The organism is Cytobacillus firmus (genome assembly GCF_023657595.1).
Lineage (GTDB): Bacteria > Bacillota > Bacilli > Bacillales > Cytobacillaceae > Cytobacillus > Cytobacillus firmus_B.
This window is the reverse complement of the sequence record NZ_CP098323.1, coordinates 1,774,516-1,798,905: the sequence shown is the minus strand read 5'-3', so window position 1 is coordinate 1,798,905 and position 24,390 is coordinate 1,774,516. Positions and strand designations below refer to the sequence as shown.

Annotated in this window: 28 protein-coding genes; all 28 read right to left on the bottom strand. The window is 41.1% G+C overall.

The window, feature by feature from the left end:
* Positions 1–9 precede the first annotated feature (9 nt).
* Positions 10–2,046: a chemotaxis protein CheA gene (locus NAF01_RS09315; protein ID WP_197248048.1), complete on the bottom strand. Its 2,037-nt coding sequence runs from the start codon at positions 2,044–2,046 to the stop codon at positions 10–12.
* An 18-nt stretch (positions 2,047–2,064) separates the two neighbouring features.
* Entirely contained in the window at positions 2,065–3,162 is a 1,098-nt protein-coding gene (locus tag NAF01_RS09310; RefSeq protein WP_197248047.1) for a protein-glutamate methylesterase/protein-glutamine glutaminase, read from the bottom strand.
* Positions 3,163–3,168: 6 nt separating this feature from the next.
* On the bottom strand, positions 3,169–4,041 hold the full coding sequence (locus NAF01_RS09305) for a MinD/ParA family protein (RefSeq protein ID WP_197248046.1): 873 nt from the start codon (positions 4,039–4,041) through the stop codon (positions 3,169–3,171).
* Positions 4,038–5,186: a flagellar biosynthesis GTPase FlhF gene (gene flhF / locus NAF01_RS09300; protein WP_197248045.1), complete on the bottom strand. Its 1,149-nt coding sequence runs from the start codon at positions 5,184–5,186 to the stop codon at positions 4,038–4,040. Before flhF ends, NAF01_RS09305 begins: the two co-directional genes overlap by 4 nt.
* Positions 5,183–7,219 (bottom strand): flagellar biosynthesis protein FlhA, encoded by a 2,037-nt coding sequence (flhA, locus tag NAF01_RS09295; RefSeq protein ID WP_250802153.1) that lies wholly within the window; start codon positions 7,217–7,219, stop codon positions 5,183–5,185. Before flhA ends, flhF begins: the two co-directional genes overlap by 4 nt.
* A 121-nt stretch (positions 7,220–7,340) precedes the next feature.
* A complete protein-coding gene (gene flhB / locus NAF01_RS09290) occupies positions 7,341–8,426 on the bottom strand; it encodes a flagellar biosynthesis protein FlhB (protein ID WP_226618971.1) in 1,086 nt (361 codons plus the stop codon).
* A 1-nt stretch (position 8,427) separates the two neighbouring features.
* Positions 8,428–9,204, bottom strand: coding sequence for a flagellar biosynthetic protein FliR (gene fliR / locus NAF01_RS09285; protein WP_076255802.1), 777 nt, complete (start codon positions 9,202–9,204; stop codon positions 8,428–8,430).
* A 4-nt stretch (positions 9,205–9,208) separates the two neighbouring features.
* Complete coding sequence (fliQ, locus tag NAF01_RS09280) at positions 9,209–9,478, bottom strand: flagellar biosynthesis protein FliQ (protein ID WP_009330744.1); 270 nt, start codon at positions 9,476–9,478, stop codon at positions 9,209–9,211.
* 17 nt (positions 9,479–9,495) lie between these two features.
* Positions 9,496–10,161: a flagellar type III secretion system pore protein FliP gene (gene fliP / locus NAF01_RS09275; protein WP_250802152.1), complete on the bottom strand. Its 666-nt coding sequence runs from the start codon at positions 10,159–10,161 to the stop codon at positions 9,496–9,498.
* Positions 10,154–10,837, bottom strand: coding sequence for a flagellar biosynthetic protein FliO (locus NAF01_RS09270; protein WP_226618970.1), 684 nt, complete (start codon positions 10,835–10,837; stop codon positions 10,154–10,156). Before NAF01_RS09270 ends, fliP begins: the two co-directional genes overlap by 8 nt.
* Before the next feature lie 29 nt (positions 10,838–10,866).
* Complete coding sequence (locus NAF01_RS09265) at positions 10,867–11,229, bottom strand: response regulator (protein ID WP_048009014.1); 363 nt, start codon at positions 11,227–11,229, stop codon at positions 10,867–10,869.
* A gap of 18 nt (positions 11,230–11,247) precedes the next feature.
* On the bottom strand, positions 11,248–12,546 hold the full coding sequence (fliY, locus tag NAF01_RS09260; RefSeq protein ID WP_197248043.1) for a flagellar motor switch phosphatase FliY: 1,299 nt from the start codon (positions 12,544–12,546) through the stop codon (positions 11,248–11,250).
* The gene (fliM, locus tag NAF01_RS09255) at positions 12,536–13,534 is read right to left on the bottom strand and encodes a flagellar motor switch protein FliM (protein ID WP_197214864.1); all 999 of its coding nucleotides are present in this window, start codon (positions 13,532–13,534) and stop codon (positions 12,536–12,538) included. The genes fliY and fliM overlap by 11 nt, the downstream gene beginning before the upstream one ends.
* Positions 13,535–13,574: 40 nt before the next feature.
* Entirely contained in the window at positions 13,575–14,003 is a 429-nt protein-coding gene (gene fliL, locus NAF01_RS09250; RefSeq protein WP_197248042.1) for a flagellar basal body-associated protein FliL, read from the bottom strand.
* Positions 13,990–14,214, bottom strand: coding sequence for a flagellar FlbD family protein (locus NAF01_RS09245; RefSeq protein ID WP_197214863.1), 225 nt, complete (start codon positions 14,212–14,214; stop codon positions 13,990–13,992). Before NAF01_RS09245 ends, fliL begins: the two co-directional genes overlap by 14 nt.
* 53 nt (positions 14,215–14,267) lie before the next feature.
* On the bottom strand, positions 14,268–15,074 hold the full coding sequence (flgG, locus tag NAF01_RS09240) for a flagellar basal body rod protein FlgG (RefSeq protein ID WP_197214862.1): 807 nt from the start codon (positions 15,072–15,074) through the stop codon (positions 14,268–14,270).
* A 69-nt stretch (positions 15,075–15,143) separates the two neighbouring features.
* Positions 15,144–15,536 (bottom strand): TIGR02530 family flagellar biosynthesis protein, encoded by a 393-nt coding sequence (locus tag NAF01_RS09235; RefSeq protein ID WP_197214861.1) that lies wholly within the window; start codon positions 15,534–15,536, stop codon positions 15,144–15,146.
* A 14-nt stretch (positions 15,537–15,550) separates the two neighbouring features.
* Positions 15,551–16,003: a flagellar hook assembly protein FlgD gene (flgD, locus tag NAF01_RS09230; RefSeq protein WP_095242357.1), complete on the bottom strand. Its 453-nt coding sequence runs from the start codon at positions 16,001–16,003 to the stop codon at positions 15,551–15,553.
* Positions 16,004–16,015: 12 nt separating this feature from the next.
* Positions 16,016–17,254, bottom strand: a complete 1,239-nt coding sequence (locus NAF01_RS09225) for a flagellar hook-length control protein FliK (RefSeq protein WP_250802151.1) — start codon at positions 17,252–17,254, stop codon at positions 16,016–16,018.
* Between the two features lie 27 nt (positions 17,255–17,281).
* A complete protein-coding gene (locus NAF01_RS09220; protein ID WP_197248039.1) occupies positions 17,282–17,893 on the bottom strand; it encodes a MotE family protein in 612 nt (203 codons plus the stop codon).
* A gap of 8 nt (positions 17,894–17,901) precedes the next feature.
* Complete coding sequence (fliJ, locus tag NAF01_RS09215; RefSeq protein ID WP_048009024.1) at positions 17,902–18,345, bottom strand: flagellar export protein FliJ; 444 nt, start codon at positions 18,343–18,345, stop codon at positions 17,902–17,904.
* Positions 18,346–18,348: 3 nt separating this feature from the next.
* Positions 18,349–19,665, bottom strand: coding sequence for a flagellar protein export ATPase FliI (gene fliI / locus NAF01_RS09210; RefSeq protein ID WP_048009025.1), 1,317 nt, complete (start codon positions 19,663–19,665; stop codon positions 18,349–18,351).
* Positions 19,662–20,447, bottom strand: coding sequence for a flagellar assembly protein FliH (gene fliH, locus NAF01_RS09205; protein ID WP_250802150.1), 786 nt, complete (start codon positions 20,445–20,447; stop codon positions 19,662–19,664). Before fliH ends, fliI begins: the two co-directional genes overlap by 4 nt.
* The gene (fliG, locus tag NAF01_RS09200; protein WP_048009027.1) at positions 20,431–21,447 is read right to left on the bottom strand and encodes a flagellar motor switch protein FliG; all 1,017 of its coding nucleotides are present in this window, start codon (positions 21,445–21,447) and stop codon (positions 20,431–20,433) included. The genes fliH and fliG overlap by 17 nt, the downstream gene beginning before the upstream one ends.
* A gap of 12 nt (positions 21,448–21,459) precedes the next feature.
* On the bottom strand, positions 21,460–23,061 hold the full coding sequence (gene fliF, locus NAF01_RS09195; protein ID WP_197248033.1) for a flagellar basal-body MS-ring/collar protein FliF: 1,602 nt from the start codon (positions 23,059–23,061) through the stop codon (positions 21,460–21,462).
* Between the two features lie 149 nt (positions 23,062–23,210).
* Entirely contained in the window at positions 23,211–23,516 is a 306-nt protein-coding gene (fliE, locus tag NAF01_RS09190; protein WP_048009029.1) for a flagellar hook-basal body complex protein FliE, read from the bottom strand.
* Positions 23,517–23,528: 12 nt separating this feature from the next.
* Positions 23,529–23,981, bottom strand: a complete 453-nt coding sequence (gene flgC, locus NAF01_RS09185) for a flagellar basal body rod protein FlgC (RefSeq protein WP_197248031.1) — start codon at positions 23,979–23,981, stop codon at positions 23,529–23,531.
* Between the two features lie 2 nt (positions 23,982–23,983).
* A complete protein-coding gene (flgB, locus tag NAF01_RS09180; protein ID WP_197248029.1) occupies positions 23,984–24,379 on the bottom strand; it encodes a flagellar basal body rod protein FlgB in 396 nt (131 codons plus the stop codon).
* Between the last annotated feature and the right edge of the window lie 11 nt (positions 24,380–24,390).

The following is a 24,390-nucleotide window of genomic DNA, read 5'->3' as shown; positions in this document are numbered from 1 at the left end:
CAAAATGTATTATTTTATCAATGCATTGCAGTCCACTATCAGGGCAACCTGTCCATCTCCTAATATAGTTGCTCCGGAAATGGCAAACACGCTTGTTAAGTAGTTTCCTAGTGATTTTAAAACGACTTCCTGCTGCCCGATAAAGGAATCCACCACAAGCCCAGCCATCTTTTCCCCTTTTCTGACGATGACAATGGAAATGAATTCATCTTCATGAGTGTCAGATGGCACCTCAAAGATTTCCTTCAATGAAAGAAGCGGAACAACCTTGCCTCTGAAATCTATCACCTTCTGATTATGTGCACTTAAGACGTCTTCTTTTCTGATAATAGCTGTTTCAATAATAGAAGATAGAGGGATTGCATATTTTTCCTTTTCAATCTCAACGAGCATGACAGAAATAATGGATAAAGTTAATGGCAGCTGTATGGAGAATATGGACCCCTGTCCAACTTTTGAATCAATGGATACTGATCCTCCCAATGACTCAATTGTATTCTTGACAACATCCAGACCTACACCTCGTCCGGAAACATCCGAGATTTTATCCGCAGTTGAGAATCCTGAGGCAAAGATAAGTTCATATGCCTGTTTGTCAGTTAGTCCTGAAGCCGTTTGCTCTGTAATGATGCCATTTTTTAATGCTTTCTCTATAACCTTATCCTTGTTTATGCCTGCGCCATCATCCTCTATTTCAATGAAAACATGATTGCCGCTGTGATAAGCCTTTAGAATGACATTTCCTTCTTCACCTTTACCATTTGCTTTACGTACTTCCGGTGTTTCAACACCATGGTCTAATGCATTTCGGATTAAGTGAACAAGCGGATCGCCAATTTCATCGATAACCGTTCGGTCCAGTTCGGTATCTGCACCGACAATTTCGAGATTGATCTTTTTGTTTAAATCTCTTGCTAATTGTCTGACCATTCTCGGGAAACGATTGAATACTGTTTCTATTGGGACCATGCGCATATTCAGAATAATATTCTGCAGGTCTCCGGAGATCCTTGACATATGCTCAACCGTTTCGTGGAGTTCCTGATTGTTTAATTCCTTGGATATCTGTTCAAGTCTGCCTCTGTCAATCACCAATTCTTCAAACAGGTTCATAAGGATATCCAGTCTCTCGATATTCACCCTAATGGTTTTGTTGCTGACTTGCTTTGCTGCAGGCGCCTTCTTTTCCTTTTTTGGCATATCTGAAGCACGATCTGTCTTCTCCTCCACTTCAGGCTGCAGAGTACTTTCCTCCTTCACAGCTTCCCGGGAGATGTAATTCCCCATAGAAACCTCCAGGACATCTATGCTGTCCACTTCTGAGACCTTCAAAAGTTTCTGTCGGATAACTTCGGGTGTTTCTTGGGTCACAATTGTTACAGAGAATTCCTGATCAAATTGCTCTTCTTCAAGCTGCTCAACAGAAGGAGTGGCTTTTATCACTTCCCCGCTCTTCTCGAGGACCTCAAAAACCATAAAGACTCTGGCTGCTTTCAGCAGACAATCAGCCCGCAAGGCTATGGATATTTCATAGGTCTCAAAGCCCTGCTCCTTCGATTGCTGAATCACGGTCCACTCGAAATCATCATATGTACTCTTGGCCAGTCCTTGCGGTTCAGCAATAGCAGCTGCCGTTTCGGCTCTTGCTTTTGATAATGCCGGGCTTTCCCCTTTTTCTATGAGCATCAGCTTTTCAACAGCTATGGAAACATCCCTTTTGCCGTCTCCGCCTTCTGAAATTGATTGGACCATTGCTTCAAGATCATCAACAGCCAGAAAAACGACATCGAGAATTTCAGCATTTACCTTAATCTTCTGATTTCTGATTGCATCAAGAACATTTTCCATCTGATGAGTTAGATTTGCGAGATCTTCATAACCCATGGTGGCTGACATGCCTTTCAGCGTATGAGCTGATCTGAAAATCTCATTAACTATTTTTATATCATCAGGATTTTTCTCTAATTCAAGAAGCTGTTCATTGCACGACTGCAAATGCTCCTTGCTTTCTTCGATAAACACCTCTAAATATTGGTTCATCTCCATGTGCCTGCCCCCTCGGGTTTAAACAAATTTCAATATGGATTCTGCTATACGTTCAATATGCTGCACATCATCTGCCAGGCCTGACTCAATCACTGCTCTTGGCATTCCAAATACAATGGATGATTCTTCTGATTCAGCGATGGCTTTTACTTCACCGCTTTTCTTCAGTCCCATCAGGCCATTTTTGCCATCTGATCCCATTCCAGTCATTATGACAGCAATCTTCCTGATCCCGTCAACTTCACCCACAGACTCAAACATCACATCAACTGAAGGTCTGTGTCCGTTCCTTGGAGGTGATTTATCCAGATGTATAACAAGATCCCTGCCTAACCTTGAAGCTGTCAAATGAAAGCCGCCAGGAGCAATATAGGCTGTCCCGTTTTTAAGAATATCTCCTTCTTCGGCTTCCTTAACCGATAACGCCGATAATCCGTTTAGTCTGCTTGCCAGTGACTTCGTAAATCCGGCAGGCATATGCTGAACAATTAGAATCGGTGCGTTAAGATCTCCCGGTAGATCCTTCAGCACTTTTTGAAGTGCCCGTGGTCCGCCAGTGGAAGTTCCCATACAGATAAGCTGTTTGACATTAAGGCTTGATTTATCAGCAGAACGATTAAGATAAATAGATTGACCTGGTTCTATTTTACTATAATTTCGCTGAAGTCCGGCAGATTTTTTTCCAATACCTGAAAAATTAACCAGCCCTTTCATATTCGCGTTACTGGCCTGCACTACTTTATCTGTTAATTCAGTTTTAATTTTATGCAGATCCAGGGAAATTGGCCCAGATGGCTTTGCTATAAAATCTACTGCCCCATATTCCATGGCAGTAAAGGTATTATCAGTGCCTTCCTTCGTTGTGCTTGAAAGCATAACTACAGGAACAGGCATATTTTTCATAATTATTTTGAGAGCTTCCAGGCCGTTTAGAACCGGCATTTCAACATCCATTGTTACCACATCAGGAGTTAATTCTTTAATTCTCCTTAAGCCTTCTTCTCCGTTTCTGGCTGTCCCAACAACTTGAATTCTCTCATCTTCAGAGAGGAGATCCGCAATCAGTTTCCTCATAAAGGCTGAATCATCCACTACAAGCACTTTTATAGTCTTCATGCTGATTCACCCCCTATTAAAAAGAAATTTTTTGAGCTTTGAAATAAATTGGGAAGTATGATACTCACCAGCAGGCCCTCCAGGCCTGCCGCCAACTTTCTCAGTCATACTCCGAATTGCTTTTGAAGCAGCTGAATTTTCATGATAAATAATGAAAGGAATCTGCCGTTTAACAGCCTGCTGTATGGTGCGATCATCCGGAATAATTCCCAGGAGGTCAGCATCCCTCCCTAAAAACCTTGAAGCGACAGCAGAAATCCTTTTATATGTTTCCTGCCCTTCCCGTTCTCCTTCAGACCTGTTAATGACCAATTGAAATGGAATCTTATCATCCAAAAGATGTATATTCTTCATTACTGAGTATGCATCTGTGATAGACGTTGGTTCAGGTGTAGTAATGACCGCTATTTCCTGAACAGAGAGTATGAACTTCGCCGATTCTTCTGTAATGCCTGCACCCATATCAAAAATGATATAATCATAGTTTTGAATGAGCTGGGCAAGTTCTCCGGTAAATCTGGAAATTTGCTCATCATCGAGTTTCACAATATGCGAAAGGCCCGTCCCGCCGCCAATATAATTCAGTCCATATGGCCCCTCTGAAATAATATTATTTAAAGGTATATCCATTTCTAAAAAATCAGCAATTGAATACTCAGCTGATCTTCCCATGAGAATCTCAACATTCCCCATGCCGATATCCAAATCGAATAACAATACTCTGTAGCCCGTTTTGGATAGGGAAATAGAGAAATTCAATGAAAAATTTGTTTTCCCTACTCCCCCTTTTCCGCTTACCACTGCAATTGTTTTAAATTGATGACTTCGGCCGTCTTCTTCTTTCAATCTTGCTCTTAGCCTTTCTGCCTGATCGTTCATTTCTTATTCCCCATTAGTTGTTTTACAATAGCTTCCGGCCCTGCCATCAGGATATCATCAGGAACATCCTGGCCATTTGTAATATAAGCTGCACCTTTTTTGTATTTATGAATGATGTTGTACATGGCACCGTAAGTTGACGTTTCATCTGCCTTTGTAAAGATAAGTTTATCAATGTCTATAATTGAAAACTGATTATATATATCTTCCATATCCTTTTGTTTCGCGGTAAGCGAGAGCACTAAAAAGGTTTCCATATCCTTCTCAAAGTCAATCACATTCTTTAAATCTTCCACATACTGTCTGTTCCTGAAATTCCGTCCGGCTGTATCTATTAGTACAAGGTCGTAATCTTTCAGCTTCTCTGCTGCCTGTCTGAAGTCATCTATTGTATAGCAAACTTCTAAAGGTATATCCAGGATGCCTGCATATGTTTTTAATTGATCGATCGCCGCGATCCTGTAGGTGTCGGCTGTGATAAATGCAGCCTTTTTTTTATGTTTAATTACACACTCTGCTGCCATCTTCGCCAAGGTAGTTGTTTTCCCTACGCCAGTTGGACCTGCTACATTAATATATTTTTTGGTGAATGAAATCCCGCTGAATGGAATATTCTCAATTTGCTTTATCAGTTCTTCATGCAGCCAAGCTTCTACTTCAGTAACTTTAGCTTTGGCACCGCCCAGGTACCATTTTTCCAGCAATACTTGAAGCACTTGGTCCTGAATGGAATTGTCAATTTCCTGTTCTTTGAGAACATGCATGACTTTTCTTATCGGTTCAGGGTAAACCATACTTATCTGCTGTCCACCGGCCAATGAGGACATCATTTGTTTTAAGCTGCTAATCTCTCTAATCAGCTCATTTGAAGTTTTCGATCCTGTAAATAGGGACTCTTCAGTGTTTTCCTTGAAATGATTTGCAGCAGCAGGGATTACTGCAGGCTTAACAGCGGGTTTTTGCTCTATTTCCTGATTTGGATCTGCTGCTGCCATCACTTCTATACTTCTCTTCTTAAAAAAGCCTAAAAACCCTCCTATATATACTACTCGTGAATTTAAAATTACGGCATCTTTACCCAGTTCCGCGCGTATTTGTTTCATCGCATCAGGCATGGACGCTGCCATGAACTTTTTTACCTTCAATCTATATTCACCACCCCGACACTTTGAACTTCCGCATTTGCTTCCAGCTCGTTATAGGAAAGGATAGGTATTTGCGGGAAATACCTTTCTGTTAATTGTCTGACATACATTCTGACTGCTGGAGAACAAAGGACAATTGGCGTCTGCTCCATCAATGAAAGCTGTTCAACCTGGGACGCTATCGATTCAAGAATATTCTGCGATACCGCAGGATCCATAGATAAATAATTGCCATGTTCTGTCTGCTGAACACCTTCTGCAACCATTTTCTCAACTCTCCCTGAAAGGGTAACGACTTTTATAGAGTCACCCTGCTGTGAAAACTGGTTCGTGATTTGTCTGGCCAAAGACTGACGGGCATATTCTGTAAGTAAATCTGTATCACTTGTAGATTTGGCAAAATCGGCAAGCGTTTCAAAAATAACCGGCAAATTCCGGATCGAGATGTTTTCCTTCAATAATTTTGCAAGCACCTTTTGAACTTCACCGACAGACAACGGATTTGGTGTAACTTCTTCAACAAGGATCGGATAGCTTTCCTTAACATGATCAATCAGCTGTTTTGTTTCCTGGCGTCCTAATAACTCATGTGCATTGCTTTTTATAACCTCTGTTATATGAGTAGATACAACAGATGGAGGGTCAACGACTGTATAGCCGAAAATTTCTGCCTGCTCTTTCATTTCTTCTGTTATCCATTTTGCCGGCAGGCCGAAGGAAGGCTCAATCGTATCAATACCTTCGATGCTATCATCATCAATACCGGGACTCATTGCCAAGTAATGATCAAGCAGAAGCTCTCCGCGGGCCATTTCATTTCCTTTTATCTTCAATCTGTATTCATTCGGCTGCAGCTGAATATTATCACGTATTCTAACTACCGGAATGACTAGACCCAATTCAATCGCCAGCTGTCTTCTGATCATGACAATCCTGTCCAGAAGGTCCCCGCCCTGATTCGTATCAGCAAGAGGTATTAACCCATAGCCAAACTCGAATTCTATCGGATCTACATTTAATAGGTTAACCACGCTTTCAGGACTTTTCATTTCATCGGTCTCGATTTCTGCTTCCATCTCCAGCAATTGTTCCTTATCCGGCTGTGGAGTCTTGGCAATCGTATATCCGCCAAAAATCATCAAGCCGCCAATCGGCAGTGTTAAAACGAGCCCTATTGGTGTCAATAACCCTAGCAGAATGATAGTTCCGCCAGTAACATATAACATTTTCGGATAAGCAAATAGCTGGGAAGTAATATCTTTACCAATATTTCCATCTGACGCCGCTCTTGTTACGACAATACCCGTCGCCGTAGAGATTAACAGTGCCGGAATCTGACTGACAATTCCGTCTCCGACGGTCAGTGTAGAATATTTCATCGCAGCCTCTCCAAACGGCAGCCCCAGCTGCATCATCCCAATGACTACTCCGAACAGAAGATTTATTAGAGTTATAATGATTCCTGCAATGGCGTCACCTTTTACAAATTTACTGGCTCCATCCATTGAACCGTAAAAATCAGATTCACGGCTGATTTTTTCACGTCGCTCGCGAGCTTCATGCTCAGAGATCATCCCTGCATTTAAGTCTGCATCGATACTCATCTGTTTACCCGGCATGGCGTCAAGTGTAAAACGCGCCGCAACTTCAGAAACCCTCTCAGAACCTTTGGTAATGACAATAAATTGAATAATAATGAGGATTAAGAATACAACGAGTCCGACTATGACATTACCTCCGGTTACAAATGAACCAAATGTTTCAACGACCTTTCCTGCTTCCCCTTCCGATAAAATGGATCTGGTTGTTGACACATTCAATCCCAGCCTGAATAAAGTCATTAACAATATTAGGGAAGGAAAAATAGAAAACTCGAGCGCTTCCTTCATATTCATGGCCGTCAGCAAAACCATAAGTGCAAGGGCAATATTAATGATTATCAGTACACTTAAAAGCCAAGGCGGGAAAGGAATAATAAGCATGGCTACTATTAGAATTACACTCATCAATACTGATAAGTCTCTTACTTGCATTGAAACTCTCTCCTTACAAGAAAAGCGCAGGCGCTGGAGCTGGTCAGTTATCGCTGTTTAAATAACAATACTTTTTTATCTTACAAAAAGCGGAACCGCCAGCTATTTCATATTTCTTTAGTTAAATTTTGTTTTTAGTTCTGTACACATAAGCTAAAATCTCTGCAACAGCTTTGAAAAACTCTTCAGGGATAGCCTGGCCAATTTCTGCCTGACTATAAAGAGCCCTGGCAAGCGGCCTGTTTTCAACAGCGATCACATCATGCTCCTTTGCGATTAATTTAATCTTTTGGGCAACAAAGTCTACACCTTTCGCCACTACAATAGGAGCATCACTTTTTGTTTCATCATAGCTCAAGGCTATGGCAAAATGTGTCGGGTTGGTAATAACCACATCCGCTTTAGGGACTTCCTGCATCATCCTTCTCATTGCCATTTCCCTCTGCCTTTGCTTAATCTTGGATTTAATTAACGGATCCCCTTCAATATTTTTGTGTTCATCCTTAATGTCCTGTTTTGACATGCGAATGTTCTTTTCAAAATCGTATTTTTGATACAGATAGTCCAGGACGGATAAAAATAGCAGTGCCGCTGAAGCGATTAAACCCATTTGAACGGTCAGGCTGGCAATTGTGGCCATCGCCGTTCCTGCTGATTTTTGAGAAAGAATTAATATTTCATCTATCCTTAACCATAAAACGGTAAACGCAGCGACACCGACAAAAGCAATCTTAAGCATTGACTTTAGCAGCTCCACGATCGCCCTCATGGAAAAAATGCGCTTAAAGCCTTTTATTGGATCCAGTTTCTCCAATTTAGGCTGTATGGCTTCTGTTGAAAAAAGAGTACCTACCTGCATGAAATTTGCAGCTATACCCGCAAGCATAGCAATCAGCATGATAGGACCTAAAAAAAGCACCAGTTCCTTTAGTACATCAAGAAAAATCACCTGAACATTCGCCTCTGTCAGCGGCATCATCATATAATCATTAAATGAATGCGTAAATATATAAAGGATGATATTCTTCAAATACGATCCGGCAAACAGCAAAAACAGAAACACAGCTAAAAGGACGATGGCTGTATTAACATCCTGGCTTTTGGCTACTTGTCCTTTTTTTCTGGAATCCTGCCTTTTTTTCGGAGTGGCTTTTTCTGTTTTTTCTCCGGAAAACAGCTGAAGATCTAAAGAAAGCAGTAACCTCATTCTATGAACCTCCCATAAGCTCCATAAGCCCTCTCATTGTCTGCAGCATCGTTTCAATCGCAAGGGAAAAAGCATATATTAATACACTCATAACAACGATCAGGACAATAAAACTGACGCCTATTTTCAAAGGAAGTCCTACGACGAAAACATTTAGCTGCGGAACTGTCCTGGCGACAATCCCTAACGCAACATCTACAAGAAACAGACTGCCGACAACAGGGATGGACATCTGAAAGGCAATAACGAACATCGTATTCATGGCTTTAATGACATATTCAGCCATATTTTCATCCCCGAAAGAAATCCATGCCTGATCCAGCGGGATAAAATTATAGCTGTAAAACACTCCATCAAGCATGAGATGGTGGCCATTAACGGTTAATAAAAAAAAGAGAGCGATCGTATACAAATACTGTCCCATTAAAGGGCTCTGCGCTCCTGTCTGCGGATCAATCACATTCGCAATGGCAAAACCCATCTGGAAATCAATAAATCCTCCGGCAATTTGAATGGCTGAAAGGATTAAATAGGCAATAAATCCAACCATCAGCCCAACCAATGCTTCTTTTATGATTAAAAGAAAAAATGTGCCGTCAATTTCAAGAGCAGGGACATCCATGCCCAGGAACATAATCCAGGCCAAAAAGAAGCCAAGGCCAATTTTGTGTGATGCCGGGATGGATCTGTAAGAAAAAAGGGGCATCATTAAAAAGAAAGATGTCACCCTTACAAAAATAAGTAAAAAGGCAGGAAAAGAAGGCAGAAAATCTAACATGTCATCAGCCTACAAACCTGGTCAAATTAGAGAAAATCTCATTTGCATACGAGAGCATGTGGCTAAGCATCCAAGGACCAAAGAATACAACACCTACAAGGACCGCTACAATTTTAGGAATAAAAGCCAGCGTCTGTTCCTGAATTTGAGTTGTAGCCTGAAAAATGCTGACAACTAAGCCGACTACTAGTGCCAAAATTAGCAAGGGACCACAAATCATCAATACAGTGATGATCCCTCTTTCTGCAATGGATATAACTGTTTCTGGAGTCATTCTGAATGTTCACCTGCTTAAAAGCTTTGTAAAAGGGATTTAACTACTAAGTACCATCCGTCCACAAGTACAAATAATAATATTTTGAACGGAAGCGAAATCATAACCGGAGGAAGCATCATCATCCCCATGGACATCAACACACTTGCAACAACCATGTCGATAACCAGAAAAGGAATAAAAATCATAAAGCCAATTTGAAAAGCTGTCTTAACTTCACTTATGGCAAATGCCGGAACAAGACTCGTAAGCGGAATATCTTCAATGGAAGCCGGCGCTTCAGCCCCGGAGTATTCAAGAAATAGAGCCAAGTCCTTCTGCCTTGTATGGGCACTCATAAATTCCTTGAAGGGTATTGATGCTTTTTCATACGCTTGTTCCAGATTTATTTCTTCATTGAATAAAGGAGTTAAAGCCTGTTTGTTCACTTCCTGCATGGTTGGAGCCATAATAAAGAATGTCAGGAATAAGGATAGGCCGATTATAACCTGGTTCGGCGGCATTTGCTGAGTAGCAAGCGCCGTTCTGACAAAGGAAAGAACGATGACAATCCTTGTAAAGCATGTCATTAATATTAGAATACTCGGTGCGAGAGAAAGTACCGTCAGCAATAAAAAAAGCTTCACAGATGCAGATACATTTTCAGGAGAGCTGCTATTAAAAAACTCCATGAATTCATTCATCTTTCTTCTGGCCCTTTCTTTCTAACTCATCAAACAGTTTTTTTCTGCCCTTTTTCATTTCATCCAGCTGAATCCCGAGCAGTGCACTGAAGTTTTGGCTGCCTTGCTTGTTTTCCTCTGTTTGCTGTGTTCTTTTCATCACCTTTGTCACAATGTCGCTTGGACGGATAAGCTGTTCCAGTTTGTCATTATGTTCTTTGATGATCTGGCTGTACTCTTCTGAGTTGTCTATTTCTTTTAACAGCTGAATATTTTCCCCTACCCCTACTACCAAAATGCGTTTTCCAACCTTAATCAGCTGAATTGACCTGTTTGCACCTAAAGCTGTCCCTCCAAGATTTTCAACCAATTGCGACCTGTTATACACCTTACTTTTTTTATTGATGAACTTTAGAAGACCATACAGTAATCCAATCGTGAAGCCTGTTGCTAAAATCATCTTTATAAAATCCCAAAAAGTAAGGCCAATTTCTCCGCTTTCATCCTGTTGTTTCTGTCCTTCTGCTGTCTTTGAATCCTTTGATTCTTTTAACTCCTGTTTTCCGCATTCCTCAGGATTTTTCATACATTCTTTAACACTATTATTCAATTGCTCTGCCTGGGCCTGCGGCTGCACGCCCAGCAGAACAATTGAAAACAATAGCAGCAAAGAAATCACTTTCTTTACATTACACACTATTTTGCACCCTCTAAAAAGAATAATGACTATCCCAAAGTTTTGCCGATTGCTTCCAGTACTCTATCAGCCTGGAACGGTTTTACAATAAAATCCTTTGCTCCAGCCTGAATGGCATCAATAACCATCGCCTGCTGGCCCATTGCAGAACACATAATGACTTTTGCAGCTGGATTTAATTTTTTAATTTCTTTCAGAGCTGTAATTCCATCCATTTCCGGCATGGTTATATCCATTGTGACAAGGTCAGGCTGTGTTTCCTTATATTTTTCAACAGCCTGTGCACCGTCAGCAGCTTCGCCTACTACGTCATACCCATTCTTGGATAAAATATCTTTGATCATCATTCGCATAAAAGCTGCATCGTCAACTATTAAAATTTTATGTGCCATTCAAATAACCCCCGCTTTTTATCTTAATTTTTTTATACGGTCACTCTGGCTGATAATATCTGTAACTCTCACACCAAAGTTTTCGTCAATGACAACCACTTCACCCTGTGCAATTAAACGGTTATTCACCAGAATATCAACAGGTTCACCTGCCAGTTTATCCAGTTCGATAATTGAACCGGAAGACAATTCAAGAATCTCCTTTACGGAACGTTTGGTCCTTCCCAGCTCGACCGTTACCTGAAGCGGTATATCCAAAAGCATATCTAAATTTTTTGTTTCAGTCTCCTGCATATGGTATGGTTCAAAACTCGAAAAGGCTGCCGGCTGTACATTCGGCTGCACTCCATTTGCATAAGTGCCTCCGAAATGCTGCGGTTCGGAATGCTGAGCCTGGTTTTGAGCAGGCGGATAGCTTTGAGGGTTTGTTGCCTGACTCATTACCGGCTGCGAATATGCCGGCTGCTCTCCGGAATAACTCGTTTGAGTATAAGCCTGAGCTAGTCCGCCTGTGTGTGCTTCAGGTTTATGATCATAAGAAACCTGGCTTTCTTTATAATCGTGCTGTGTTTGCGCCGCTGGCTTCTCTTCAGAGAAAGTGCTATTTTCTGAAAGATCCTGACCCGGATTTAATAATTCATTTACAAGGCTTTTGCCAAATTCCAAAGGAAGCAGCTGCATTATATTCGAGTCAATCAGACTGCCAATTTTCAAACGGAAAGAAATTCTTACAAGCATGTCATCAGCCGGGACTCGATCGGCACCTTCTCCCTGAGGCAAATCAAGAATATCGATTGCCGGCGGTGAAATATCTACCTTTTTACCAAAGATGGTTGACATAGAAGTGGCTGCAGAACCCATCATCTGGTTCATTGCCTCCTGAACGGCGCTTAACTGAATCTCCCCCATTAGGTCAGCCGGGCTGGTACCATCGCCCCCAAGCATTAAGTCAGCAATGATGGCTGCATCTGATTGCTGTATTACAAGCAGGTTGCTTCCAAAGAAGCCTTCCGTATAATTCACCTGAATTGCTACATAAGGATGCGGGAATTCATCAGCTAATTTTTTGCGCAAAACAACTGATACAGCAGGTGTAGTGATATCAACTTTTTGATTTAACAAAGTAGACAAAGCTGTTGCAGAGCTTCCAAATGAGATATTGCCGATTTCACCCAGAGCATCCTGCTCCATATGGGACAAATAATCCTCAGTTTGAAAAAATGCCTCATTATAACTGTCTGTTTCGTCACTGTCGTCTGCTGCTCCCCTTAATAGAGCATCAATTTCATCTTGCGAAAGCATATCATCACTCATCATCCTCATCTCCCCCTTTCACAGTGTCTAAAATTTGCACTGCCATTTTTTTATTCATTTTTCCGGGCTGTCCGATGAATTTTGGGATATTGCCGACTTTTATTGTAAGAGCCTGGTCAATCCCCTGGTTTAACTCAATAACATCTCCAATATCGAGTGTTAAGAAATCCTGTATGGCTATGTCAGAACCGCCGAGTTCACATATGACCGGAACTTCGGCTTTCTGAATGTTTCGTTCTAGCCTTGCAATGACCTCCGGCTCCCTTTCCTTTTTGTCCGTCTGCATCCAATAATGTACAGACAGCTTAGGAATAATGGGCTCAAGAACAACGTGAGGAATACAGATATTAATCATTCCGCTTGTTTCCCCAATGATCGTATTTAGTGAGATTACGACAACTGTTTCATTTGGAGAGACCATTTGCAGAAATTGCGGATTTACCTCAAAATCAGATAATATCGGATCAATGTCAGCGATTGTACTCCAGGCTTCCCTTAAGTTTTCAAAGGCCCTTTCAAATGTAGCTGACATGATTTTTGTTTCAATTTCTGTTAAATTATCAATTTTATTGATGCTTGTTCCTCTGCCGCCCATCAGCCTGTCCATCATGGCATATGCGACGTTTGGGTTCACTTCCATGAGAATTCTTCCATCCAGAGGGGGCACTTCAATTACATTCAATATGGTCATTTTCGGTATGGACCGGATAAATTCTTCATATGGTATCTGGTCTGCAGAAGCAACCGAAATCTGCACATAGGTCCTCAGCTGCGCAGAAAAAAAGGTAGTTAGAAGCCGGGCAAAATTCTCATGAATTCTCGTTAAACTTCGTATTTGATCTTTAGAAAATCTTAATGCTCTTTTAAAATCATAAACTTTTACTTTTTTCTCAGTTTGTTCCTTTTTCAGCTCATCTGCATCCATTTCTCCGGTAGAGAGAGCCGAAAGCAGGGCATCAATCTCGCTCTGCGATAAGACCTCACCTGACATGAATCCTCACCTCCATTTATTGCTGTTAATTATTTGGTTTTCACTGGAGGAGAGATTCAGTTATGTACACCTGAACGATCTTTCCTTCTTGCATTAAACCGTTTATCTTAGTTTTCAAATCTTCCTGCAGCTTGATTTGGCCTTCTTTCCCCTGTATATCCTCTGCTTTCATTTCGGACAATTCCTGAATGATGAGGTTTTTAACCTGAAAATCTCTTTTTTGCAATTCCTCTTTTGCTTTTTTGTTTTCAGTCTGGATTTTAAAAGAAATCCTGATATAATCATCACTCGCTAAATTAGCTGTAACTTGCGGAATATCCACAGAGGACTCCAGCACTTCATCAATGGTCGGCTCTTTTGTTTCATTATCACCCGAAAACTTCATTACAAGCACCAGGGCAATAGCTCCTATAAGCGTGATTGCTACAAGCATCATTAACATTATCATTAACAGCTTATTGTTCTTCATTTTCATTTCCCTCCGCCAGCTGCTGCCCCAGTAGATTAACAGATTGATAGAATTCTAAAATCGATTGCATGACTCGATCTTCAGATTCCTTTACAACATACTTCTTCCCATTCGTGAGCGTAATTGTCGTATCTGGAAAAGACTCTACTGTTTCTATGTACAAAGCATTCAATACAAAAGTTTTGCCGTTCAGGCGAGATACTTTAATCAATGTTTATTTCAGGGCTAAAGATCCTGTACCTTCAGCCCTGACCCTCCTTTAGATTAACGTTTTAAATTAACAAGCTCCTGCAGGATTTCATCTGATGTTGTAATGATTCGTGTGTTTGCCTGGAAACCGCGCTGTGCTGTGATCATTTCAGTGAATTCTTCTGACAGGTCTACGTTGGACATTTCCAGTGTACCGGAAACGAGTACTCCTGCACCGTCTTCTCCCGGGGTTAATGGGACTGCATCACCTGAGTTTACAGTGTCCTTATAGAGATTATCTCCAATTTTTTCAAGACCGCCATTATTATTAAAGCGTGCTATTCCAATTGGTCCGGCAGTCTGCAGTGTATCGTTCCCGTCTATTAAGAAGTTTATAGTTCCATCATTTGATATACTCAAACTCTTAATTACGGTAGCATCCCCTCCATTTAATCGGATAGCTGTCCCATCAGCTCCTTTTACTTTATCTCCTGATGCTGTAACCAGGTTTGCATCATCATCCAGATACAAATTTCCAGCGCGGGTGTAATAGGTGTTATTCCCTCGCTGAACCATTAAATAGCCATCACCTTGAATCCCTATATCCAATACACGGCCAGTAGTTTGTAAACTCCCCTGTGTATCAATTGTATCAATTGAGGATAATTGAGAACCAAGGCCAACCTGCTTAGGATTAATACCGCCTGAATTGTCTCCACTGCCTGTTGCACCTGAAATAGTCTGACTCACCATATCTTTAAAGTTAACCCGACCCTTTTTATATCCAAAAGTATTAACATTCGCAATATTATTCCCAATAACATCCAGCTTTGTCTGAAAGTTTTTCATTCCGCTTATTCCTGAATACATTGAACGTAACATAAGTTAGTTGCTCCTCTCTTTATGCTGCTTCTGTCAGTCCGCAGCTTAGGCTTCCTTATACGGTCCAGCCTAGTTATTATCCAGTATTATGGTTCCATTAATATTTGTGAATATTTGGGTTTTAGCTTCTTTGCGATCCATCGCAGTAATCACTGTATTATTCTTTGCACTTACAATAAGTGCTGCATCTTCAAGCAATACCAGTGATTCTTTAACACCCATCTGCTTAGCTTCCTGTACTTTCTCTTCAATTTGCCCCCATCGCTCTGCACTAATATCTATACCTCTCTGTTGGAGTCTCTGTTTTGCATGCTTACTGACGATTAATTGGGACTCGGTCCGCAAGGCTGTCTGGAGGTGGGCAGAGAATGTATTTTTTGATGGCTTTGAAGTTTGAACGGCATTCCCTTTTGGTGTAATTACCGGCTGGGTGTGGATCGGACGAAAAATTAGTTTATCCACCCACTCACTTCCTTTTATTCATTTAGTTGAGAAATATTTGCTGGTTCTAGCTCTGTTCCATCATCCAAAATAAATATTGCAGAATTATTCTTATACTGGATAGAGACTACTCTTCCAGTTCCTTCTTCTATACTTGGATCCTGGTTTGGTTCACTTGATTCGGTCAATTTATGCCAGGTTACATTTTTCCCCAGAAAGTTATTGTATGTCATCAGCTGGTTCTGCTCTTGAAAAGCCAATAACTTCTCCATCGTCTTATTCATATTGGTCATCTGCTCCAGAGACGAGAAGGTTGCCATTTGCGCAATGAAGTCCTTGTCCTGCATCGGATTCATAGGATCCTGGTTTTGCAGCTGTGTCATTAGAATCTTCAGGAAATCATCTTTGCCTAATATATCTGAGCCGGTTTTTCGGGTTTGGCTTTGGTAGTTTGATAGCATTAGGGAAGAATCTATTGTATTTGCCAATTACTATCACTCCTATGCTTCTGTATTAAGAAGTGCTTCTTCAAAAGAGCTGTTAAATTCTCTTTCAGGCTGCGGATTTTGATCATCCTTGTTCTGCTGCCTCTGTTCCTGCTGCTGGGGATCTTTGTTAAAAGACCGATCCTGCTGCGTCATTTGCTGAAAGATTTCTATTCTCTCAATCTGGATATTTTGTGAACTGAAGGCCTGCTTCAATCCGTTAATATGTGAATCCAGAATTTCTTTTGCTGCTCCGGAGGAAGTAAGTATCCTCGCAATCATCGCCGAGTCCTTTTGAATAAGTTCTATTCGCAGCGCTCCTAGATGGTCAGGGTTCAGCTTAATAAATAACTTTTGTGTCCCTCCCGTTTTGAGGAAGCTGCTCCTTGATAATATGTTTTCAAATTGCTGCATAAGCTGTTCTGCACTTACTGTCTTTCCCTGAGGATTCAGGAGAGCCATCTGTTCAGGTTTTGAAAAGGATGGAACCTGAATAAATCCCTGTAAACCAGTTTCTGCTCTGTGTACGATTTTAGCAGCAGTCTGACCCGCGGGTTCATTAACAGCATTATTTTGTTGTTTTATAGAGTTTAATTCGCGTGCGAGCGGGGTAAAAATCTTCTGTAAAATACCCTCTCTATTGTTTATCAGACTCTCAATTCTCACTTGAACATCTTTCAGGAAATCTTTCAGGTTTAGTTTACTAGTGTGAAAGTCTTGTTTCGCAGAAAGCAATTCATACAATTTCAGAACTTTCAATGCCCCGCTAAGATCTTTCCCCTGCAAGTTGATGCCTTCTTTTTGTTCAAAATTGGAGATTGCGGATATTAAAAAACGGATTTTATTTTCTGCATCTATATCATGTTCGGGATATACATCCTTAAGCTTTACTTCCGGCAGAACCTGTTCAATAAAACCTTCAAGCATCTGCACCAATTCTTCCTGTGAAAGATCCAGCTGCTCTGAAATGATATCAATAATGTCAGTTTCATTTTGAAAGGAAATCTTATCTAGCAGCTCGCTTCCGTTTTCTGCTTCCGTGATCTCACTTACTTTTAGAAATTCAATAATTTCTTTTAACTGTCCGATCTCATTTTCATCTGCTGGAGAAGTTAAGCTTTCTCCTTGCGGTTTGGCGGTTCCGGTTAAAGCGAAGAAAAGACTTCCAAAACCACTGCCCGGTGCATCATGCAGAGATAATTTATCTTCGGATGAATATTGTGACTGAATGAATCCTAATCCTCCGATTTGCACCTATTTCACCTCCTTTCAAGATTTCTGTTAATTATTTGATCCGCCTGCTTTTTTAGCAGCTGACAGGAGTGCTGTATAACGTGCGGCATCTTCGGGATTCATCTTTTCCATAATGTCAGCCAGCGTATCAGAATTAACATTTGCAAGGATTTTTACTGCTTCTTCATCCTTCATCTCACTTAAAATGGGTGCTGCTTTTTTAGCAGAAATGTTTTCATAAGTCTTTACGATATCTTTAAAGGCCCGCTTGTTCTCTTCCTTTATAGCCGTAAGCTCGCTGATTTCTTCCTCCAGCCTCTGCTTTTCGAGCCCTGCCCTTTCTATTTCCAGCTCTTTGCTGTCAAGCTGGCTTTCCAGCTGAGATATTCTTGCTTCCCGATCTTTAACTTCTGCCTGCATTCCGATGAGCTGCTCTTCCATAACTTCCTGTGAACGGGAGTTCTTATCATTAAAAACTGAAGCTAGAAATGGCACTTCCTGGCTATATTTTTTGGCTGTTTCAAAAATATTGTTTCCTGATAGCGTGAAAACCAGCAGGGCTACGGTTATTCCGAACAGAATCGGAATTAAGAAAGCAAATATAAACCATTGAAACCGGCTAGTTTTCCGTGTCTCTTGTTCTTCTGGTATTTTTTCCATTTAACCACCTAATTTCCCCGATTCATATACAGCTGAATCGAGATATCATCCATTTGCCTTCCTTCTGCTTGCTTCATGCTTTCCAAAAAGCCTGCTAAATCTCTTTCCTGCATTTTTTCAAACTTCTTTACTTCAATATTTTTTTCCATTAGTTTTTCCTGCTGAAAATTCATTTGGCTTCTTGCATTTGCCACCATCTTTTGATAATGGTCAATAGTTTTCTCAAGGCTGCTCACAAAATGCTGGTGATGCCTGATTTCCTGAACCGGAAGTCCTTCAGCCAGTCTTGATTGCTGATATTCTTCCAGATCTTCTTTCTTTTTCAGCAGATCGTACAGTTTCTTTGCAGTTTCTTCAAATCGTTTTACAGCCTGATTATATACATCAAATGCCTGATCTTTTTCTCTTTCTTTAATCGTCAGGATTTTATTGAATTTAAATTGGTACTGCATTTTTCATTCCCCTTTTCCAGCTAATCCCTTTAATTGGCCAATGCTTTCCAAGATAGAAATTTTTTCGTTCGTTTCTTGTTTCAAAAAAGAGATGATCGAAGGATATAATCTTATGGCTTCATCTATTTCCATCGATGAGCCGCGTTTGTAGGCTCCAATATTAATTAAATCCTCTGCATTGATATATGTGCTCAGCATTTCTCTTACCTTTTCAGCTGATTTAACATGAGATGCATCTGCTATATGATTCATTACACGGCTTACACTTTTCAAGACATTAATAGCTGGATACTGCCCCTTGTTCGCTAATGACCGGTCAAGAACAAAGTGTCCATCCAATATTCCCCTGACAGTATCTGCGATTGGTTCATTCATATCGTCGCCGTCCACCAGTACGGTATAAAATGCCGTTATAGAGCCGTATTCGTTTGTACCTGTTCTTTCAAGCAGCTTAGGTAGTACAGCAAAAACAGATGGCGTATAGCCTTTAGTTGTTGGCGGTTCTCCGACTGCAAGGCCGACTTCCCGCTGAGCCATTGCCACCCTGGTTACTGAATCCATCATTAACATGACATTTAAGCCTTTGTCCCTGAAATATTCAGCAATTGCTGTGGCTGTGTATGCCCCTTTAATTCTCATGAGTGCCGGCTGATCAGACGTAGCTACAACCACTATGGATCTTCTCAGCCCTTCCGGCCCCAGGTCTCTCTCAATAAACTCCCTTACTTCTCTGCCCCTCTCGCCAATAAGGGCAATCACATTTAGATCTGCATTAGTATTGCGGGCTATCATTCCAAGAAGAGTGCTCTTTCCAACTCCGCTTCCTGCAAATATCCCGACCCGCTGTCCGTTTCCCACAGTCAGCAGACTGTCGATCATTCTTACACCTACTTCAATAGGTTCAGAGATCGGCGGTCTTTTCAGAGGATTAGGAGGAGTTTGTTCCGTTAGGACTGGCGTCAGCCCTTTTGGGAGCATGGACCCATCTAGAGGCTTTCCGAGTGAGTCTATTGCCTGTCCAATTAGAGCCGGGCCTATCTTCACCTCAAGAGGTCTCGAGGTTGTCTCGACAAGAGAGCCTGGTGAAATATCCTGTACATCTGTATAAGGCATAAGTATCACATTCTCATTCTTAAATCCGACTACTTCCGCCTGGATCTTTCTTGTGCGTCCTTTGCCGATATGAATGATGCATACATCCCCAATAGAACTTTCCGGGCCTTGGGACTCAATCATCAGACCCACTACTCTTTTTACTCTGCCAAAACGCTTAAAGCTATCAATTTTTTCTATCTCGCTGATCAGCTGTTCAAGATTCAATTTGGTTCACTCTCCAGCATCTCAAAGAGTTTTCTTTTTATTTCTTCAAGCTGGCTGTCAACACTGGCTTCAATTCGTCCGTTGGCTGATTCAATTATGCAGCTTGTATTACTTAGTTCCTCATCCGGATAAATATATAAATCTGTCTCTTTAGGAAATACCCGGATTAGTTCTTCCTTATGGGATAGAAGCAAATCATAGTGCATTGGGTGTACATGGAGCTGAATCTCAGTATATTCTCTCGCTTCTTTTAAAGCCCTTTTTACTATAGAAAGGAATTGGTCACTATTCTGTTCAAGAGCTTCGCTGAGTATTTTCCCTGCAACCTTTAATCCGATGTTCAGAATGGTCCGTTCAGATGATTCGATGTGCTGCTGATAATCATGTTTGGCAGTGTTTACAACTTCTCTTGCCATATGAATCAGTTCACTGTATTCCCTGTGACCGCTTTGTCTGCCTTCATCAGCTCCAGCAGCAAACCCTTTTATTCTGGCATCTTCAAATATTTTTTGTTTTTCCTGTTCAAGCGCCATGCGCTGTTCGTCCATTTGCCGGGCCACATTTTCAGAATCTATTCTTGCAGCGTTTACAATCCTCTCAGCTTCTTCACGGGCGCTGTTCAGCATGGCTTGAAGCTCTTCATGGGGGCTAGCCGCACTCCGCTCCACTGCCTCTTCAATAGGGTTTGAATTGCTTTGCATCAGTCTGATCGAAATGACTTTCTTTTCTTCTTTCGGCACTGCGGGAGAGTATGATTTTATTAGCCTAGACAATAATGTCATCTCCTCCGCCGCGAGCGACGATGATCTCCCCTGATTCTTCCAATCTGCGGATAATGCCAACTATTCTTGATTGGGCTTCTTCAACATCTCTTAATCTCACAGGACCCATATATTCCATTTCATCTTTGAAGGTTTCAACCATTCTTGAAGACATATTTTTAAAGACGATTTCTTTGACTTCATCACTCGACACTTTCAATGAAAGCATGAGGTCCTCACTTTCACAATCACGGATAACGCGCTGTATAGCGCGGCTGTCCAGGGTAACGATATCTTCAAACACAAACATTCTCTTCTTAATTTCCTCAGCAAGCTCTGGATCCTGAATCTCCAGTGCATCCAGAATAGTCCTTTCTGTTGCACGGTCAACTCCATTTAGAACATCGACCACCGATTCAATGCCGCCGGTCTGAGTATAATCCTGAGTTACAGTAGAAGACAGCTTTCTTTCAAGAATCTGTTCAACTTCATTAATAATTTCAGGAGATGTACTATCCATAACAGCGATCCTTCTTGCAATATCCGCCTGCATTTCCTGCGGCAGCTCTGACAGAATTTGCCCGGCCTGCGCTGGATCAAGATATGACAATATCAAGGAGATTGTCTGCGGATGTTCATTTTGAATAAAATTAAGAATTTGTGCCGGATCAGCCTTTCTCGCAAAATCGAAAGGTCTTACCTGAAGAGAAGAAGTCAGCCTGTTAATAATGACTGAAGCCTGCTCTGTACCGAGTGCTTTCTCGAGAACTGTTTTTGCGTAACCGATTCCTCCCTGTGTAATATAATCCTGCGCCAGGGCAATTTGATGGAATTCTTCAAGGATTTCTTCTTTTGCAAACGAATCAACTTTTCGGACCCCTGAGATTTCCAGGGTCAATTTTTCAATTTCTTCCTCGCTTAAGTGTTTATAAACAGAGGATGCAACATCAGGACCAAGTGAAATAAGAAGAATAGCCGCTTTTTGCTTACCTGTGAGTTCTCTTTGTTCTTTTTTTGGCATTTTTCACCCTCCTTAATCTTCTTCGATCCATGTGCGAAGAAGCTTCGCAAAGTCTTCAGGCTTTTCCTTTGCCATTTTCTCCAGCTGTTTGCGCCTCATTGTACTCTCTGTTTCATGCTCATCATTAACATCCGGAAGGCTGAATGTCTCTTGTGCTTCTAATTCCATCTCCTCTTCTTGTTTCTGCTTCTTTCTCGCTTTTGCAAAAAGGAAGATTAATAAAGCGATAATTAACAGCAGTATTCCCCCGATTGCATAAATCCACCAGGGAATGCTGGTGCTTGTCTCATCAGGAAATTCAACTTTTCCGTTGAAAGGCTGTACTGAGACGACAATCTTATCCTGAATTGCCTCATCAGTTAATTCATCAGCTGCTGCATCTTTATTAATAGTCGTACGAACTACAGTCCCGAGGATTTGTGTAATATCATTTATTCTTTCCTGCGGAAGTGATGCAGGATCATCCGCTGCCGGTGGTTCCACCATTACCTGGATTCCTAAATCCCGGACTTTATATGGGCTTTCAACGATCTCTTTGCGGATTTTATTAACTTCATTATTAATAGTCTCTTCTATTCGTTCATAATCCCCGTTGGAATTTCCGTTTTCCTGATAAGTAGCAGCATCAGTGCCGGCAGGTTCATCGCTGCCGCCAGCAGGAGTAAATCCGCCTGCAGGATCACCGTTTCCAGTAAACGTTTCCGTAATCTTTTGAGCACTGATAGCAATACCTTCCATATTTTCTTCATCAACAGGTGTAACCAGGTTTTCTTCCCTGTTTTCCTGGGTAAAGTCAATATCGGCGGTTACAGATACAACCACCTTATCCTGTCCCATTAAAGTGCCCAGCATATTCTGCACCTGGCGCTGTACATCACGCTCGATTTCTTTTTTAATTTCATGCTGTGCCGCAAAAGTACTTTCAGGTGAATTTTGTTCATTTTTTAAATCAAAATACTCAAAGAACTGGTTGGTAATGACGATATTATCAGTGGGAAGATTTGGTATGCTTTTCGCAGCCAGGTGATAAAGCGCCTGAATTTGCGATTCTTCAAATTGATGACCTGGTTTTGTGTTAAGGACAATAGAAGCAGAGGCTTCCTCTAAAGGATCATTTACAAAAATGCCTTTCGCCGGAAGGTTAATCATTACCTTGGCATCGTTGACTCCATCGATCCCTTTCATCAAATTCGCAAGCTCCGTCTGCATTGCTTCCAGCTTCAGAACATTGAACTCGTTTTCAGTCATGCCAATTCCGGCATTCTGGCTGAAAAATGAATAATCAATGCTTCCTGATTTAGGAATTCCTTCTGCTGCCAGTTCTACTTTCAGGGTATCTACTGACTCTTCAGGTACTTTAATGGTTGTTCCGCCATCTGCTATTTCAGATACAATGCCTCTGGTATCGAGACTTTCTTTTATCGTTCCAGTTTCAGAAGGTGTCAGGTTGCTGTATAGGGGAACGAGATTGGTCCTGGTACTAAAGAGAGCTGCAGCTGCAATCAGCAATAAACATAATACAGCGGCACTAATCATAGTTGTCTTTTGTTTTTTAGACCTGCTTCCCCAGTATTCTTTCAAGTTGCCTATATATCTCTGTAGCGTTTCTTTCATCACAATCCTCCGGTTATTCTGTCTAAGCTAATAACCGCCATGACTAGTTTTTAGCTTTAATCATTTTCCTTCATTAAAAAATTGAAAAAACCCCACCAATCAGCGGATTCTTTCAATTTTCTAAGTTTTTCAATGGAACAGCTGTAATATTAAACCTGCATTCTCATAGCTTCCTGATAAGCTTCAATTACTTTATTTCTGATTTCTAGTCCAGCCTGCATTGTAATGCTCGCTTTCTGTGAAGTAATCATCACCTGGTGAAGATCAATATTTTCTCCCCTGGCAAGTTTTTCAGTCATAGCATCTGACTGAATCTGTGCATCATTTATTTTTTCAATTGATTGCTTCAAGACCGACGAAAAACTTTGCTGACCATCGAATGATGTATATGTATGAGTCTTTTGATTTTCAGCAGGCTTTAAAGCATTCACTGGCATAAAAGTTACATTATTCATTTAAGGTTCTCCTTATTTGCCGATTTCCAAAGCTTTCATCATCATCCCTTTAGAAGCATTAAAAACCGTTACGTTCGCTTCATATGACCTGGTGGCGCTAATAAGATCTGTCATCTCTCGTAAAGGGTCGACATTGGGCATTTCAACATATCCGTCTTCATTCGCATCGACATGGGAAGGATCATAAACCATTTTAGTTGGGGTCACTCGATCTTCTACAATTCTTGACACCTTTACCCCATTACCTGCTGAAACTCCTCCTTTTCGGCTTATGGCCATATTTAAAAAGGATGAGAACTGCCCTTCTTTCGGTTCCAGTACTACTGATTTCCTTCTGTAGGGTCCATCTCCATTTATACTTCTTGCAGAATCCGCATTAGCCATATTTGAAGAAATCACATCCATGCGGAGCCTTTGGGCAGTTAGTGCCGATGCTGTGTTGTTCATACTATGAAACATAGACATTACTACTTGCCTCCCCGCAATACATTCTGCAGACTGGAAAACTTGCCGCTTACCCGTTCAATAACTGCATTATAGTAAATCTGATTAGTAGCCAGATCCGCCATTTCCTTATCTAAATCCACACTATTGCCATTATGATTGTAAGAAGTATCAGGTCTGGTCACTATCCCTTGCCCTGAGGATGAACCATTTTTAAAATCGTAATGTCTATAATCACTTTTGTTTGCATCCATTGAGTCATTTAAAGCGCTCTTGAAAGCAGCTTTAAAGCTAGCATCTTTTGCTTTATAGTTTGGAGTATCAGCATTTGCAATATTTTGTGAAATTACTTTTTGTTTAAGAGAAGAATAATTCAATGCTTGTTCTAATGTTGATATAGTGCCGGAAAACAGCTTCAATCATAACACCT

What these genes read in the sequence shown, in the direction of transcription:
- NAF01_RS09265 (WP_048009014.1), bottom strand. Translation starts at nt 11,229, where the DNA reads ATGGCACATAAAATTTTAATAGTTGACGATGCAGCTTTTATGCGAATG.
- fliM (WP_197214864.1), bottom strand. Translation starts at nt 13,534, where the DNA reads ATGTCAGGTGAGGTCTTATCGCAGAGCGAGATTGATGCCCTGCTTTCG.
- fliP (WP_250802152.1), bottom strand. Translation starts at nt 10,161, where the DNA reads ATGAATGAATTCATGGAGTTTTTTAATAGCAGCTCTCCTGAAAATGTA.
- fliF (WP_197248033.1), bottom strand. Translation starts at nt 23,061, where the DNA reads ATGAAAGAAACGCTACAGAGATATATAGGCAACTTGAAAGAATACTGG.
- NAF01_RS09305 (WP_197248046.1), bottom strand. Translation starts at nt 4,041, where the DNA reads ATGAACGATCAGGCAGAAAGGCTAAGAGCAAGATTGAAAGAAGAAGAC.
- flhB (WP_226618971.1), bottom strand. Translation starts at nt 8,426, where the DNA reads ATGAGGTTACTGCTTTCTTTAGATCTTCAGCTGTTTTCCGGAGAAAAA.
- fliY (WP_197248043.1), bottom strand. Translation starts at nt 12,546, where the DNA reads ATGATGAGTGATGATATGCTTTCGCAAGATGAAATTGATGCTCTATTA.
- fliG (WP_048009027.1), bottom strand. Translation starts at nt 21,447, where the DNA reads ATGCCAAAAAAAGAACAAAGAGAACTCACAGGTAAGCAAAAAGCGGCT.
- NAF01_RS09315 (WP_197248048.1), bottom strand. Translation starts at nt 2,046, where the DNA reads ATGGAGATGAACCAATATTTAGAGGTGTTTATCGAAGAAAGCAAGGAG.
- flgG (WP_197214862.1), bottom strand. Translation starts at nt 15,074, where the DNA reads ATGTTACGTTCAATGTATTCAGGAATAAGCGGAATGAAAAACTTTCAG.
- fliE (WP_048009029.1), bottom strand. Translation starts at nt 23,516, where the DNA reads ATGAATAATGTAACTTTTATGCCAGTGAATGCTTTAAAGCCTGCTGAA.
- NAF01_RS09220 (WP_197248039.1), bottom strand. Translation starts at nt 17,893, where the DNA reads ATGGAAAAAATACCAGAAGAACAAGAGACACGGAAAACTAGCCGGTTT.
- flhA (WP_250802153.1), bottom strand. Translation starts at nt 7,219, where the DNA reads ATGCAAGTAAGAGACTTATCAGTATTGATGAGTGTAATTCTAATAGTA.
- fliL (WP_197248042.1), bottom strand. Translation starts at nt 14,003, where the DNA reads ATGAAGAACAATAAGCTGTTAATGATAATGTTAATGATGCTTGTAGCA.
- NAF01_RS09310 (WP_197248047.1), bottom strand. Translation starts at nt 3,162, where the DNA reads ATGAAGACTATAAAAGTGCTTGTAGTGGATGATTCAGCCTTTATGAGG.
- fliH (WP_250802150.1), bottom strand. Translation starts at nt 20,447, where the DNA reads ATGACATTATTGTCTAGGCTAATAAAATCATACTCTCCCGCAGTGCCG.
- flgC (WP_197248031.1), bottom strand. Translation starts at nt 23,981, where the DNA reads ATGTCTATGTTTCATAGTATGAACAACACAGCATCGGCACTAACTGCC.
- fliJ (WP_048009024.1), bottom strand. Translation starts at nt 18,345, where the DNA reads ATGCAGTACCAATTTAAATTCAATAAAATCCTGACGATTAAAGAAAGA.
- fliR (WP_076255802.1), bottom strand. Translation starts at nt 9,204, where the DNA reads ATGTTAGATTTTCTGCCTTCTTTTCCTGCCTTTTTACTTATTTTTGTA.
- fliQ (WP_009330744.1), bottom strand. Translation starts at nt 9,478, where the DNA reads ATGACTCCAGAAACAGTTATATCCATTGCAGAAAGAGGGATCATCACT.